14 protein-coding genes are annotated in these 15,428 nt (G+C 49.1%); 4 read left to right on the top strand and 10 right to left on the bottom strand.

The features are described 5' to 3' along the window. Positions 1-244: 244 nt before the first annotated feature. Positions 245-2,212, top strand: coding sequence for an alpha-L-arabinofuranosidase C-terminal domain-containing protein (locus E4T81_RS11525; RefSeq protein ID WP_135044696.1), 1,968 nt, complete (start codon positions 245-247; stop codon positions 2,210-2,212). 40 nt (positions 2,213-2,252) lie between these two features. Then, positions 2,253-3,791 carry an alpha-N-arabinofuranosidase gene (locus E4T81_RS11520; RefSeq protein ID WP_245207070.1) on the top strand — a complete coding sequence of 513 codons (1,539 nt, stop codon included), beginning with the start codon at positions 2,253-2,255 and terminating at the stop codon, positions 3,789-3,791. A 135-nt stretch (positions 3,792-3,926) separates the two neighbouring features. On the opposite strand, the gene E4T81_RS11515 is transcribed toward E4T81_RS11520, so the two are convergent. The 8 genes from E4T81_RS11515 to nfo form a co-directional block, all read right to left on the bottom strand. Continuing rightward, positions 3,927-4,379, bottom strand: coding sequence for a hypothetical protein (locus E4T81_RS11515; RefSeq protein WP_135044695.1), 453 nt, complete (start codon positions 4,377-4,379; stop codon positions 3,927-3,929). A 556-nt stretch (positions 4,380-4,935) separates the two neighbouring features. After that, positions 4,936-6,243, bottom strand: a complete 1,308-nt coding sequence (locus E4T81_RS11510) for an inositol-3-phosphate synthase (protein WP_135044693.1) — start codon at positions 6,241-6,243, stop codon at positions 4,936-4,938. Positions 6,244-6,475: 232 nt separating this feature from the next. Next, positions 6,476-7,192, bottom strand: a complete 717-nt coding sequence (locus E4T81_RS11505; protein ID WP_135044692.1) for an HAD family hydrolase — start codon at positions 7,190-7,192, stop codon at positions 6,476-6,478. Continuing rightward, positions 7,179-8,135 carry a CDP-alcohol phosphatidyltransferase family protein gene (locus E4T81_RS11500; protein ID WP_135044690.1) on the bottom strand — a complete coding sequence of 319 codons (957 nt, stop codon included), beginning with the start codon at positions 8,133-8,135 and terminating at the stop codon, positions 7,179-7,181. Before E4T81_RS11500 ends, E4T81_RS11505 begins: the two co-directional genes overlap by 14 nt. Before the next feature lie 7 nt (positions 8,136-8,142). Next, positions 8,143-9,006 carry a hypothetical protein gene (locus E4T81_RS11495; RefSeq protein WP_135044688.1) on the bottom strand — a complete coding sequence of 288 codons (864 nt, stop codon included), beginning with the start codon at positions 9,004-9,006 and terminating at the stop codon, positions 8,143-8,145. A gap of 41 nt (positions 9,007-9,047) precedes the next feature. Continuing rightward, the gene (locus E4T81_RS11490) at positions 9,048-9,752 is read right to left on the bottom strand and encodes an NTP transferase domain-containing protein (RefSeq protein WP_135044686.1); all 705 of its coding nucleotides are present in this window, start codon (positions 9,750-9,752) and stop codon (positions 9,048-9,050) included. Positions 9,753-9,770: 18 nt separating this feature from the next. Then, positions 9,771-10,877, bottom strand: a complete 1,107-nt coding sequence (gene pdxA, locus E4T81_RS11485; protein WP_135044684.1) for a 4-hydroxythreonine-4-phosphate dehydrogenase PdxA — start codon at positions 10,875-10,877, stop codon at positions 9,771-9,773. 58 nt (positions 10,878-10,935) lie between these two features. After that, positions 10,936-11,778, bottom strand: coding sequence for a deoxyribonuclease IV (nfo, locus tag E4T81_RS11480; RefSeq protein WP_135044682.1), 843 nt, complete (start codon positions 11,776-11,778; stop codon positions 10,936-10,938). A 123-nt stretch (positions 11,779-11,901) separates the two neighbouring features. On the opposite strand from nfo, the gene E4T81_RS11475 reads away from it, so the two are divergent. Together E4T81_RS11475 and E4T81_RS11470 are read left to right on the top strand one after the other, a co-directional pair. After that, complete coding sequence (locus E4T81_RS11475; protein ID WP_135044680.1) at positions 11,902-12,636, top strand: potassium channel family protein; 735 nt, start codon at positions 11,902-11,904, stop codon at positions 12,634-12,636. 234 nt (positions 12,637-12,870) lie between these two features. Further along, the gene (locus tag E4T81_RS11470) at positions 12,871-13,626 is read left to right on the top strand and encodes a helix-turn-helix transcriptional regulator (protein WP_135044679.1); all 756 of its coding nucleotides are present in this window, start codon (positions 12,871-12,873) and stop codon (positions 13,624-13,626) included. On the opposite strand, the gene E4T81_RS11465 is transcribed toward E4T81_RS11470, so the two are convergent. Together E4T81_RS11465 and E4T81_RS11460 are read right to left on the bottom strand one after the other, a co-directional pair. Further along, positions 13,618-14,151, bottom strand: coding sequence for a hypothetical protein (locus tag E4T81_RS11465; RefSeq protein WP_135044676.1), 534 nt, complete (start codon positions 14,149-14,151; stop codon positions 13,618-13,620). The two genes, E4T81_RS11470 and E4T81_RS11465, sit on opposite strands and share 9 nt — an antisense overlap. Positions 14,152-14,161: 10 nt before the next feature. Next, positions 14,162-15,202, bottom strand: a complete 1,041-nt coding sequence (locus E4T81_RS11460) for a DUF6624 domain-containing protein (protein WP_135044674.1) — start codon at positions 15,200-15,202, stop codon at positions 14,162-14,164. Positions 15,203-15,428: the final 226 nt, after the last annotated feature.

Genomic DNA, 15,428 nt, shown 5'->3' with positions numbered 1-15,428 from the left:
ACCCCCCGCCAAGCAAAGTGGTTTACTTCATTTCACAGCTATTTAATCATATTTAACCTGACTGAGCAGCATAAAGTCAATGTATCAAACCGTCACCGGCAAGACGATAAGGCAATTTTCAGGCTACAGGGAGAATAAGAGTGTATTTTTTACACTTTTTTCTCTTTTTTTACATCCAGCGCTGTGGATTTTGTTGATTTTGAGTTATATTTGCAAATATTATAGCTTATACTAACTTTTTATCATGAATATCACAGCACGTATTCTTGCCACGGCGATGTGCCTGACAGGAATAAATGCAACGGCAGCCGACATCGAAATAGACCTCGGGAAAAAGGGCTCACCGATTGCACCGACAATGTACGGATTGTTTTTTGAGGATATCAACTATGCCGCCGACGGAGGTTTATATGCCGAAAAGGTCAAAAACCGCTCGTTTGAGTTTCCACAGGCTTTTACCGGATGGACTGTAGCCGGCAATGTGGAACTGCTCTCCGACGGGCCATTTGAGCGGAATCCCCACTATGTGAGGCTGAATCAGTCGGGACATCCCCACAAGCACACCGCACTTGAAAACGAAGGCTATTTCGGAGTGTCATTTGAAAAAGACAAGGACTACAGGTTTTCAGTATGGGCGCGCGCGATTGACACCGACACAAAAATACGCGTAGAGCTTGTCGACCCTGCAGCCGACGGCGAAACCCACGTCATGGCTCAGCAGGTGATAACCGTAGCCCCGGGTGAATGGAGGAAATACACCGCTGTCCTGACACCGGCGGCGACTGTTGAAAAAGGCAGGCTGAGGGTGTTTCTATGCCATGGGAAAGGAGCCGTCGACCTTGAGCACATATCGCTCATGCCCGCCGACACATGGAAAGGTCGCGAAAACGGGTTACGCGCCGACCTCGCACAGGCTCTTGCCGACACCCATCCCGGTGTGTTCCGATTCCCCGGTGGATGCATTGTGGAAGGAACCGACCTGAACACCCGCTATCAGTGGAAAAACACCGTAGGTCCCGTAGAAAACCGTCCGCTCAACGAAAACCGCTGGCACTATACCTTTGCCCACAGGTTTTATCCCGACTACTACCAGAGCGGCGGACTCGGATTTTTCGAGTTTTTCCAGCTCTGCGAAGACATGGGTGCGGCGCCGCTTCCGGTAGTGAGCGTAGGACTCGCCTGCCAGTATCAGAACAACGACGAGGCATGTCACGTAGCAGTCGACAGCCTTCAGCCTTATATTGACGACGCCCTCGACCTGATTGAATTTGCCAATGGCGACACCACTACCGTCTGGGGCAAGGTGCGTGCCGACATGGGACATCCCGCTCCTTTCGGACTGCGCTATATAGGCATCGGCAACGAACAATGGGGCGAGGAATTTATCGTTCGCCTCAATCCGTTTATCAAGGCTATACGCCATAAATATCCCGAGATAAAGATAGTAGGCTCCTCAGGACCGTCGCCCGACGGCAGCGACTTTGACATGCTGTGGAAAGAGATGTCACGCCTCGGCGCCGATCTTGTAGACGAGCATTTCTACCGTCCGGAAAAATGGTTTGTCTCATCAGCCGACCGCTATGACTCCTATTCGCGCAAAGGGCCGAAAGTATTTGCCGGTGAATATGCCTGCCACGGCGACGGAAAGAAGCGCAACCATTTCAACGCCGCCCTACTGGAAGCGGCATTCATGACCGGACTTGAACGCAACGCCGACATAGTGGAGATGGCGACCTATGCACCGCTTTTCGCCCACGTGGAGGGATGGCAGTGGCGACCCGACATGATATGGTATGACAACCTGCGCTCCGTAAAGACAGCGAGCTACCACGTGCAGAAACTGTATTCCGACAACAAAGGCACTCACACCGCAAAACTTACCGTCGACGGAAAGCCCGCGACAGGCGACAACGGACTCTATGCCTCGGCAGTCAAAGATAATGCCGACGGCAGCTACATCATAAAGGCAGTCAACGTGAGCGACAAGCCTCTCGACCTTAACCTTAAAGTAAAGGGGCTGAAAAAGGGAGTTGCCCCCGACTCGGTGACCGTCACAACCCTGCATGCCGACGATGACGCGGAAAACACCCTTGACCGCCCCCAACTCATCGAGCCGGCTATCGAGCGGATTGCTGTTGATAACGCTGCCGACTGGACGACCGTGCTGCCGGCAAAGACATTTGCCATCTACCGATTTACATCCAACAAATGACATTAAGATACAACCAATCAACCAAAACGACATGAACAACATGCTAAAAACATGGGCAGGCGCGGCGATAATCGCGGCACTTGCCATGCCTGTGGGCGCAAAGGAAAATTTTACCATCTCGCTTAACCCGCAAGATTCCGCTCCGGTAATCTCACCGGAGATTTACGGACAATTTGCCGAACATCTCGGACGCTGCATATATGGCGGCATATGGGTAGGCGAAGACTCCCCGATTCCCAACACCAACGGCTACCGCAACGACGTGCTTGAAGCGTTCAAGGCTCTACAAATCCCTGTGCTGAGATGGCCGGGAGGATGCTTTGCCGACGAATATCACTGGGTCGACGGAATCGGACCGAAAGAAAACCGTCCGCGCATGGTCAACAACAACTGGGGCGGAACAGTGGAAGACAACAGTTTCGGAACCCATGAGTTTTTCAACCTGTGTGAGATGCTCGGCACCGAGCCTTATCTGAGCGGCAACGTAGGCAGCGGTTCGGTGGAAGAGCTGGCAAAGTGGGTCGAATACATCACCGCCGCCGACGGGCCTATGGCTAAGGCGCGTAAAGAAAACGGACGCGAAAAGCCCTGGAAACTGAAATATCTCGGCGTCGGCAATGAGAGCTGGGGCTGCGGAGGCAATTTCACCCCGGAATATTATGCCGACGTGTATCGCCGTTACCAGACCTATTGCCGCAACTTCGACGGCAACCGCCTGTTTAAGATCGCTTCGGGTGCAAGCGACTATGACTACAACTGGACTGAAGTGCTGATGGACCGCGCCCGCAACAACATGGATGGCATCTCGCTCCACTACTACACTGTGATCGGCTGGAACGGCAGCAAGGGAGCGGCTACCAAGTTCAGCGACGATGACTATTACTGGACTCTCGGCAAGTGTCTTGAGATTGGCGACGTGATGCGCCGCCACTGCGACATCATGGACAAGCATGACCCCGACAAGAAGGTGGCTCTGCTCGTCGACGAATGGGGAACATGGTGGGACGTGGAGCCCGGCACAAATCCAGGACACCTCTATCAGCAGAACACAATGCGCGACGCGATGGTAGCGGCGCTATCGCTCAATACGTTCCACAACTTCGCCGACCGCGTGAAGATGGCAAACATCGCACAGATTGCCAATGTGCTGCAGGCGATGGTGCTCACCAAAGATGACAAGATGGTGCTCACCCCGAGCTACTATGCGTTCAAGATGTATATACCTCACCAGGGCGCAAAGCTTATACCGCTTACAGTCAACACCACCTACCGCCAGACATCAGACAAACGCCTCGTGCCGGTGGTAAGCGCCACCGCCTCGGAAAAGGATGGTAAAGTGACTGTATCGCTTGTCAATACCGACCTCAAGGAAGGATGTGACGTGGCAATCCCTCTCGGAGCTATCAAGGGCAAAAAGGTGACAGGTGAAATACTGACCGCCGCCGACGCACGCGACTTCAACGACTTTGATTCGCCTGAAAAAGTGACATTGAAGCCATTCACAAAGGCTAAAATCAGCAAGGGCAAGCTTGACGCTGAACTTCCACCGATGTCAATCGTGACACTCACTATCGAGTAAACCACCTGGTTCTAAATAAAATACGCGGGCGCCCCTTGTTAAGGGACGCCCGCGATTGCTAATTTATACTTCAAAAAAACTTATTTACCGTTTATCATTTAGTCTTGGTGAAAGTATATTTTTTCTTATCCGGAGTTATTGTCTCTTCAAGCGGTAGTCACTTCCGTCAAAAGAGATAACCAACTCGTCGCCATCAATATAGCAAGGCTCCGGCTCGATGTCATCATCATATATTTCATCGGGCTCATCAGCGAATCGACCCACAATTGAAATAAGAAAGACTCTTGTCCCATAGCCGTAGTCGTCATCCTCATCAAAATCATATGATGACAGCTTATAAGTACCGCTGAACGACCAGCTATATTCAGGGTAGTTAGCATCCTCGCCTTTAGCCGTCATCTTGCCGTCGGCAGTAAATGTCATTGTGACAACGTCATCTCCATTGTAGCCACCATTGTAGTCAAATGTACCGACCCAAGTACCGACGAGGGCATTTGAACCGGCATCATCATCGTCGTCACCACAAGAGGTAAAACCCGCGCAGCAGGCAATTACCAACATCACTGCAAAAAATTTAAACTTTTTCATTGTTAAAAACTGATATTTAATTAATTAATAAAGTAGCCATATCTACCGCCCGGCCCATGTCATGGCAGAATGAATATCAGTCACATGAAAAGATAGAAATTCCCGACATGTAAAGCCTCATCTGCATCGCCTGATAAGGAGGGCGACACAAATTGCAGCTCTGCAAGACGGGACACAGAGAATCATAAAAATCTAATTATAAAGGAAGAAGAGCCGTCCCATCACTTTCTCCACAGCCATACAGCCGGGCGAATTGCCAAGGTGATGTAATCTTCCTACCGGAGCATATCCGGTTTGCGTTGCAAAGTTATAAAAATGATTAAAATTTAGCCGCCCCACACATGTTAACAAACCTTAATAACATAGTTAAAAAACCGTCCCTGCATTGCTTCCACAGGTTTATTGCCCGGGAACCACATAGCTGTAGCAGCGTAATCGGCTACGCGAGGGAATCAATGTCAGAATACGCCCCCATTGCCGGTGTGGCTTGCGTTTATGCAAAAAAAGCGTGGCTGCCGGGCAGGCAACCACGCTCAAACTATCTATTACGAAAAGATTAGTCGATAAGTTCGTCAGCTTTATAGCCACCCATTTCACGGATAGCGTTCTTGAGCATTACATACTGCTCGAAGAGGTTGTTGACGGGCACTTCGTCGGTAGTGTAGTCGTGCATCGGGCTCTTGAGGAAGAAGCTCAAGAAGCGCTGGATGCCGTAACGTCCGCTACGTGCTGCAAGGTCGATGAGCAAGCAGAGGTCAAGACAAAGGGGAGCTGCGAGGATAGAGTCGCGGCAGAGGAAATTGATCTTGATCTGCATGGGGTAGCCCATCCAGCCGAAGATATCGATGTTGTCCCATCCTTCCTTGTTGTCATTGCGCGGGGGATAGTAGTTGATACGCACCTTGTGGTAGTAGTCGGTATAAAGGTCGGGCTGCTTTTCCGGAACGAGGATTGACTCAAGAGTAGAAAGCTTGCTGACCTCCTTGGTGCGGAAGTTGGCGGGTTCGTCAAGCACGAGACCGTCGCGGTTACCGAGGATGTTGGTAGAGAACCAACCTGCGAGACCGAGGCAACGTACACCGATGATGGGAGCGAAACCTGACTTAACGAGAGTCTGACCGGTCTTGAAGTCCTTACCTGCGATAGGCATCTTGGTCTTTTCGCAGAGTTCCCAGATAGCGGGGATGTCAACGGTAGTGTTGGGAGCGCCCATTACGAAGGGAGCGCCTTCGACGAGTGCAGCGTAAGCGTAGCACATAGAGGGAGCGATGTGTTCACGGTCGTCATCCTTCATAGCCTGCTCAAGGTCAGCGAGCTTGTAGTGAACCTTCTCGTCAACCGGCACATAAACTTCGGTAGAAGCCGCCCAGAGCACAACCACGCGGTCGCAGCCGTTTTCAGCCTTGAAGTCGCGGATGTCCTTACGGAGAGCCTCAACCATTTCCCAGCGGGTCTTGCAGTCCTTAACATTGTCGCCGTCAAGACGCTTTGCATAGTTGTGGTCGAAAGCTGCCTTCATCGGGACGATCTTTTCAAGCTCGTCCTTTACGGGAAGAATGTCTTTTTCTTTAAGAACCTCGCAGTTCATAGCCGACTCGAATGCATTGGCAGGATATACATCCCATGCACCGAATACAACATCGTTCAGATCAGCCATAGGCACGATCTGATTATATTTGAGATATTTCTTATCGGCACCTTCGCCCACGCGCATGATGTCGTACTGGGTCATTGAGCCAACAGGCTTTGCAAGTCCCTTACGAGTCATCAAAACACCAGTCATAAAGGTAGAACTAACTGCACCAAGTCCTACCACGAGAATGCCTAATTTACCTTCGGCTTTCTTAACGTCACTTTGATTCATGATTGTGATAGTTAAATTGTTTCTATTTTTTTACGGTTATATTCTTGATGAATAATTGTCACATCCCCCGATGATTCAAGGGAAAAACGTGTAAAAGTAGTTGTTATTTTTGAGATGTGAAAAGATTTTTCAACTAACTTTCTTTATATTTTGTGAAATTTAGCTAAAAAATATCGGTTTTAGCCAAAATAGCTAAATTTTACACCTTTTAGACCAATTTTATGTTAACAGACTATAACGCTACCTCAAGTAATTCTGACAGTTTTCCGATGATAGACGGATGCATTACAGCGTCTTCTTCGGCAGTCCAGCCCTTACCCTTGATCCAGGCGACCTTGCAGCCTATAGTCTCGGCAGGCACTATGTCCTTTTTATAAGAGTCGCCCACCACGAGCACCTCTTCGGGCTTCATGCCGAGAGCCTCGACACCGAGCCTGAATATCTGCGGGTCGGGCTTCCTGACCCCGACAACAGCACTCTCGATAATCTTGCGGAAATATTTCAGCAGTCCGAAATCGGCAAGCACGCTTTCCACGTTGCCGTAGAAATTGCTTACAAGCACGAGCGGATAACGGGCCGAAAGCTCGTCAAGCACAGGCTTAGCCTCCTCCACACACTCTCTTGCCGCGTCATAGCAGTACATCGCTATGTCGGGAGCAAGGAGCTTGATTTTGGCAGGGTCAATCTTGCCGTTGTCGGCAAGCCAAGTCAGCTCTATGACCATTTTTTTGTAAAGCAGGTCATAGAAATTGTCATCGGGCATTATATGGGGAGTCTTGGCAAGCTCGCGCTCGGCAAATACGTAAGCCTCCCTGAACACTTCCTTGTCAATCTCCACGCCTGAAGCCTGATAGCCGGCCCATATCACCTCGCTCCAGTGGGTGCCACGGCTGTCAATCGTCCCGCCGTAATCAAATATTATACCTTTTATATCTTTAATAGAGTCCATCCTTCAACTGCTTTGTAAAATTACGGCATATGCGCTCATGTCGCACACACATATATATAAGGAGTATATTAAGCACCGTCAGCTCAAACGCGAAGTAGAGCCAGGGCATCTTCAGAAACAACGAAGTGAACAGGGCGATAGTTCTCCAGTTGAACGAGAGGATATTGGTATATTTCATCAAAGGCAGACTTTCCTTACGGAAAGCATCGCGGAATGACTGAGGAATCTTGCCCGAGGGGAAGCGATTATGGAGTTCGGCGCGCAGCTCCTGCATGCGACGTGTATGTGACTCCTGATTGACAGTGTAATTGGTATAAAATGTCAATGTAAGCTTCTTCCAGAAATCATGTTTCCATGACAAAGATGCAAGCTTCTCCTTGAGGTCGCGCGCAGATTCAAGCTCGCTGCCCTCCTCCCCTTTAAGAAAATAGAGATGAAACTGCCTGTAATAGTCGGCACTCGCCGCCTGCTTCGCATGACAGATACCTGTCACCACGGCAACCACCCATATCACCCAGGGATGGGAAGAGAAAAACTCGGAGGTCATATTTTCCCTCAGGCATATCGCCACATATATGGTGGCAAACCATATATCGCCCGAAAGCCCGTCAAGTATCCTTCCTATGCGCGAATACTGCTTTGTCATACGCGCGAGCTGCCCGTCGGCAGAGTCAAACGAGTTGGCCCACACAAGCAGCAGCATACCGACAACGTTCATCCACATGACAGGGTAGAAGAACATCACCCCGGCGCCTATGCCGAGAAATATCGAGGCTATGGTGATAGCATTGGGCGTGACGCCAAGCTTCTTTGCAAGGCAAGCCCACATGTAGCCTATCGGCCGATAGAAGGCGAGGTCGATATGCTCTTCGGTGTCCATTGACTTCAATGTGTCGCGGTAGCTCACATTTTCCGGTGCGGTAGCTTTTATTTCGTTATCCATCAGCGATTTATTTTCGGTCCTTTATTGTCGAGAGTATGCACTTTGCGATATGGGGCGCTGCATCCATGCGGCAGGGGGCGAAACTGGGCCAGTCATTAAAGTCGATGATGCGTATATCGCCATCGGGACTGACTATGCAGTCGCCGCCGTAAATCTTGACATCAAGCACCTCGCTTGCACGCTGGCAGATGTCACGCATGTGTTTCTCGTCAAATTTTATGCCCGTCGACTTGCCGTTGATAGCCTCGTGGCCATATTTCGAGTGTCCCTCGTCGAAAGGATAAAACCAGAAGAAAAACGGAGTGCCCTGCACACCATAGAACTTGATAAGGTCACCGACAAGATGACGATTGATGACCGCGCGCCTGATGCCACGGAGAAAATATTCCTGAAGCACCTCCTGCGCCTCCTCGGGATGACGCACATAGCTGACATCCTCCTTATGCATGGCGTGAAAATCGCCGCGCTTAATCCAGCACTGGGTGAATCCCGACTTTTTCAGCAGAGCGGTGACCCCTTCGTCAGTGTTCACCATCAGGCTCTCGGGATAAGGTATATTGGAGCCGAGAAGTATGCGGGTCATGCGCTCACGCGTACAGTTTTCTATACCGTAGCCTGAATTAATCACGAGAGCGCCCTCGTCCTCACGCTTCTGAAGGAGATGAATCGATTTCATCTCACGACACATATTGATAATAATATCTTCCTTGACATCTCCGGCGATAAACTGGTCCTCGCTGTAGATATTGACCTCACATCCCCGCTTGCGGAGATGGTCGGCAGTGGCATTGAATATTGCGGCATCATTGCCGATATGATTAGGGGAGTATGCCCCTGCCCTCATTATGCCGGCTATCTTTATTTCAGCCATATTTATTGTTGTGTTGATGATTGGTTTTGAAAATCACTGAATCAGTCACCGTTGATAAATGACTCCGCTGTCGCTATGTCACCCGCGTGGTCCACATCCACTATCTTTTTAAACGGATAGGCACGCAGACGCAGCCCCGACTCGACAAGCGCCCGCTGGTAATTGCGCATGCGGCTCACACCCTCGTTCATGCAGCGGTCGAGCACATCGAGCGCGGGAGGTGTCAGCCCGTAGACACCGCCGGAGATATATTTCACCCCGTCAAATGCGGCGTCGCGGAACGCAGTGATGTACATATCGTCGTCGACATCTATGTAAAGCGGCTTTTCATCATCGATAAACGAGGTCACAGCCATGCAGCCGTCGGCATCACCGCTCGCCTCAAAAGCCTCCACGTAATCTCGGAACTCATCTTCGCGGAAGATTGTGTCAACAGTAGTCAGCACAAATTTACCATTGTCGGGAAAAGCCCTGCTCACCTCCCAGAAGGAGTGCATCGAGCTTGGCGTGGACTTCACGACAAGATGCAACGGGACGGGAAGTTCAAGGCTCTCTATAAACTCCCTGACCTCAGTCATCTGTTCGTTGACGATAATCGAGAGAGACTCCGGATTGCACTTCATCATGATGTCGATGAGGCGTTTTATCATCGGCGTCCCGTTAAGATGTACAAGCGGCTTAGGCAGCAGCACACCTTCCTGGGCAAGGCGGGAGCCTTCTCCCGCCGCAATTATAGCATAGTTCATCAGTGAGTGTATATAGGATTAATCGTGGTCGCTGTCATCTTTGGACAGGTCGAGCACAACATTATCTTTGCTCTTATCAAAATATTGCTTGCGCAGCGGACTGCGATAGGCATAATCGTAGTCATTGCGATGACGGAACACATCTATAGCCATATAGATAGCCTCGCGCATCGACTCCTCCGACGCCTCTCCCTTGCCGGCGATGTCAAAGCCTGTGCCATGATCGGGCGAGGTCCTGACAAAGGGCAGACCCGCAGTGAAGTTGACTCCGCTCTCCATAGCGATTGTCTTGAACGGCGCAAGCCCCTGGTCATGATACATGGCAAGCACGCCGTCAAATTTCATGTAGGCCTCGGAGCCGAAAAAGCCGTCGGCGGCATAGGGACCGAACACAAGCATCCCCCCTTTTGCAGCCTCTTCTATAGCCGGGGCTATAACCTCCTGCTCTTCTTTGCCGAGCAGACCGTTTTCACCGGCGTGGGGATTCAACGCAAGCACCGCGATACGGGGTGCCTGTATGGCGAAGTCGCGGCGCAACGAGCGGTTGAAAATAGAAAGCTTTTCAAGTATAGCCTCGCGGGTGATGGCACCCGACACCTTGGCTATGGGCAAATGGGTAGTCACGAGAGCGACCCTGAGGTCACCGCTGCACAACACCATAAGGCTCTTGTCGCCATCGCCCACCGATGCTTCAAGATATTCCGTGTGACCGGGGAAGCGGAATGTGTCGCTTTGTATTGAGTCTTTGTTGATGGGCGCAGTCACAAGCACGTCAATGTCGCCGTTGCGCATGTCGGCAACCGCACGCTCAAGCGCTATGAAAGCGGCTTCGCCGGCAGCCTTTGACGCCACTCCCGGTTCAATCCGGGTGTCCTCGGGCACAACATTTATAATGTTGACCTCGCCATCCCTTACCTCCGAAGCCGAAGCCGCAGTGTACATGTTGAACTGCGGCAGGTCGGCGCCTTTGCGATAGTAAGCGGCTATCTTTGCCGAGCCATATATGACAGGTGTACACAATTCTGTCATGCGGGGATCCTCAAGCGCCTTGAGTATCACCTCATATCCTATGCCGTTAATGTCGCCATGCGTGATGCCGACCTTAATCTTTCTATTATCTTTCATTATGAATTATCCAAATTATCTCGCTAAATTACAAATTATCCCCCACATACACAATTTTTCACTTTTGGAGTGAATACATCCAGGCAATCTCGTCGGCCCAGATAGTGTCGTCGGGAGTTTCGAGAATCAGAGGGATATTGTCAGTGCGCGGGTCATTCATGATAAGTTCAAACAGCCTCGCCCCTATCGCGCCTTTACCAAGGCTCTCGTGGCGGTCGACGTGAGAGCCGACGCCCTTCTTGCTGTCGTTGATGTGCATTCCGCTGAGATAGCTCTGCCCTATAGTGCGGTCAAATTCCTCCCACATGGCTTCGTAGCCCTCATCGACGGCAATATCATATCCGGCGGCAAAAGTGTGGCACGTGTCGATACACACCCCTACCCTCGACTTGTCGTTAACTCCGGCTATTATACGGGCGATCTGGTCAAATGAGAATCCCAGATTACTGCCCTGGCCCGCTGTGTTTTCAATCACCGCCTTTACGCCTGAAGTCGCGTCAAGAGTGATGTTTATAGACTCGGCTATGCGGTCGAGGCATGCCTCCGGGTCAATCTGGTTAAGATGGCTCCCCGGATGGAAATTCAGCATCGTGAGCCCGAGCTGCGAACAGCGCATGAATTCATCAAGAAACGCTTCGCGCGACTGCTTGAGCTTAGCCTCGTCGGGCGATCCGAGATTAATCAGATAGCTGTCATGAGGAAGTATGCACTCGGGTAAATACCCGTTTTCCCTGCAATTTATCTTAAAGGCTTCCGCCTCCTTCTCCGATATAGGTTTGCTTGTCCACCGCGACGGGTTACGCGTAAAAAGAGCAAACGCCTTTGCCCCTATCGCTTTTGCATTAAGCGGCGCGGAACTTACTCCCCCCGCCACTGCAACATGTGCTCCAACATATTTCATAATCGTTCAATATTCATTATTTGTTTAACCAATACAAAGATAATCACTTTTAGCCAAAAGGCGGAGTGACATAATCAAAATGAACCGCAGGTTGTTATAATAAATACTAAAACACCTATCCATATGAAACTTACAGAGAGGGACAAAAAAATCATAAAGCGTATATTGTACATCCTTGTGCTTGGATTGTCGCTGGGGCTCATAGTCTACATCTCCATCGACACATTCACCGGTGTCAATTTTCTGGAAAACAAGAACTACATGACATTCCAGATGTGGGTATGCGTCGTGTTTATGATTGACTTCTTTGTCGAGCTCGCTCTCGCCGACGACAAGTGGAAGTATGTGCGCCACCGCTGGTTTTTCCTCTTGCTCTCCATCCCCTACCTCAACATCATCAACCTGTGGCACATAGACTTCTCGCCGGAAGCGCTATATTTCATCAGGTTCATCCCGCTCGCCCGGGGTGCCCTCGCGCTGGCGATTGTAATCGGCTACATGACCGACAACGCCCTGTCATCATTGCTGCTATCCTACATATCCATCACCTTGTCGGTAATCTACTTCGGAAGTCTCATATTTTTTGAGCTTGAAGCCCCCGTCAACAACATGGTGCCCAATTACGGCGCGGCGCTTTGGTGGGCGTTCATGGACGCCACTACCATAGGCAGCAACATTTATCCGATGACCGTAGTCGGGAAAATACTCGGTGTAGTGCTCGCGGGAATGGGCATGATGATGTTTCCGCTCTTTACCGTCTACATCACCAACTGGGTACAACGCTACAACCGTCGTAACGCTCCGGCACTGTTCAATGCGGAATTTTCCGACAGCGCCCCCGACCCCGACAACATGTGACCCGACACAGCCCTGCCGCCGCCCGCGTTCCGGAAGCTTGGTTGATTTTTGTCCGCCTATTAAGCTGATTATGTGAGAAATTTGTCATATCTTTGCGGTGAATAACTTTGCGCAATGGCATTGCGCACCGGCTTTCAGCCAACCTGCGCTAAGGTTTCACTCGCGAATGTTATTTGTACTTGAATTAGACACAAGGAGATTCTGCATTATCCGCATTTTGAGAATTGCAAACAGATGAAAACGACAGACGATTTCTTCATACCCGATAATGAGGTCAAGCTCCCCGAAGAACTTGATTACAGCCGGGTGGATGAATATATCCGCTCGGCAGAGGCTTTTTCCCGCTCCACATATCAGAGCGTCTATATCATCGACTATTTCAAGCAGAATTTCCTGTATGTGTCGCCAAATCCGATGTTCCTGTGTGGATTGACACCTGAGCAGATGATGAAACTTGGCTATCGTTTCTATCTGGAATATGTGCCGGAAGATGAACAGCAGTTTCTAATAGATCTGAACGAAGCAGGGTTTTCATTTTATCAAACGATTCCGGTTAATGAGCGTAAGGACTGGTACATCTCTTATGACTTTCATATACTTAACGAAGGAAAGAAGATACTTGTGAATCACAAACTTACCCCTCTTGCCGCAACCTCTGACGGCCGTATGTGGCTTGCTCTCTGCGTTGTGTCAGCATCTACCCACACATCTCCCGGTCATATTGAGATGCACCGTGCCGGTTCGCCTGATTATTTTGAATATAACCGAAACACCCGCAGATGGAATAATCGGCAAATGCCGACTCTTACCGATGGGGAAAAGGCTGTGCTCACTCTGTCAATTCAGGGTTACACCATGTCGGAGATTGCCGACCGAATATGTCTGTCACCCGACACCATCAAGAAATACCGTCAGCGCATATTTGAAAAACTGGATGTGCGCAATATCTCCGAAGCCATAGTTGCCGCTACAAACAACAAGCTACTCTAAATTCTTGCATAAATAAAATCGTGGAAAATGCTTTACCTCGCGTCCGACAGCGATGTTGGCTGCAATCCGCGCGCATATATGCGCTGCGGTTTTAAGTGCCGCATGGCTTGTCAAACCGTTTCTAATGTCGGGTAATGAATCACGCAACCACTCGCAACCTTCTACATTCCAAAATGCACAATAACCTGCCATATATGTTGCCGCCAATTGCCTAAGCTCAGGTTTGCTAAGCAAATTTCTTTCATCTTCGGGCATAACAACGATAACACCTGCTCCATTTACAAAATCGAATGGCAATATTAAAGGGACAGTCGCAGCCTTTGATAAACAAAAACTGCCTTCATTGACATTCTCGGCAATAACATCAACATTTCTCGGCATAGGCATTTTATCAGAGCGAGATATTATTTGAATGGACTCAAAGCCCAACTGTTGAAGTTCGGTCCTGATGCTGTCAATAAACTCAGTCGCTCCTACGACTGCTATTCGGCAGTCTGCTATCCGGCGTCTTTCTTCGCTTGTCATTGGTGCGTATTTAATGACGACTCATTAGATCGATGTATTCTTGTAATGTACACATTCCCATTGAGGCTCTACGCGTATTAACATTTTCAGGTTCAAATATGGGAGCCGGTACAAATACTCCATTTTCATCAATATTTCCTTGAGATCCATATAACTGCAACTTGCCGGACCAACAGGCAATCCTATCCTGCATTACTGCTATAAGTTCGCCACGGATTTTCCCGTTATGTGCCGCTCCTATAAATTTAGGCAGATATTTTTGTTGCAGTTCAAGAGAACTATGCTGTATTACAGCCCAAAGGACTTCATTCTCCTCTCCAAAATCCAAATTGTAGTTCTCCAATATGTCGAATACCCGTATAAGATTTATGCTGTCATTATGCCATATTTCTCGGCCTATCTTCTGATGCAAAATGGTGTCCTGAGGATGTTCCTGCCAAGCAGTAACAATTCTGTTGCGGGGTTCCTGATCCAATTTGAGTATTTCTTTCAATTCAGCCCGTATATCATTTGTTTTCCTGCGATATTCAATTTGCAATCCGGCTCTGTAATTGTCAAAGACAATATTCCTTCTACTGTCAATCCAGTTAGCGAGAATATCATCATAAGTATGGTCAAGGAGATTGCCTTTGCTCGTCCAATACCACGGTTGAAAACCCATTGAAGTTGTTTTAGGAGTCGTGGATTGGAAAATATGCAGGCAAGCCATAGGTATTGAGCCATAATGCAATTTATCCACAACGATTAGAGTACCATTCCTTTTATCTTTATAAGTATTGGAATAGATTTCATAAGGTTTTCTATCGCCTTCGTGTATATCATCATCCCATACCCATGAGGTTCTCGGAATGGAATCATTAAGATTAAAGGAAACAGCAGCAGGCTTGACATCACGATAATTTTTTGGCAACTCCACCCACATTGTATTTTCCAGTGGGGCATAGAAATATACAGTGCTATTTTCAAGACCGCAGACTTTCAGAATACGGGTAATATATTTTCCTGCATCCTTGTGAATTGATAAAGAATCGGCACAACTGATGAGAGTCATTGCGGGATTAAGGGCATGGGGCCCAAAGCTGAACCTTAGAGTAGAATCGGAGTTTATAATATCGCCTACGACTCCGGAGAATGACCATTTTTCATTAGAGAATGTAATGGGTTTCGGGCTCGAACACGATGTTATCCATAGAATTGACAACATCAAAAGTATCTTCACTATATTGTTCATAATATCTTGGTTTAATCTGCTGCAAAATTAGAACTATAACACCATG

Source organism: Barnesiella sp. WM24 (genome assembly GCF_004570975.1).
In the GTDB taxonomy this organism is placed as follows: Bacteria; Bacteroidota; Bacteroidia; order Bacteroidales; family Muribaculaceae; genus Muribaculum.
This window is presented reverse-complemented; position numbering and strand designations above follow the sequence as displayed.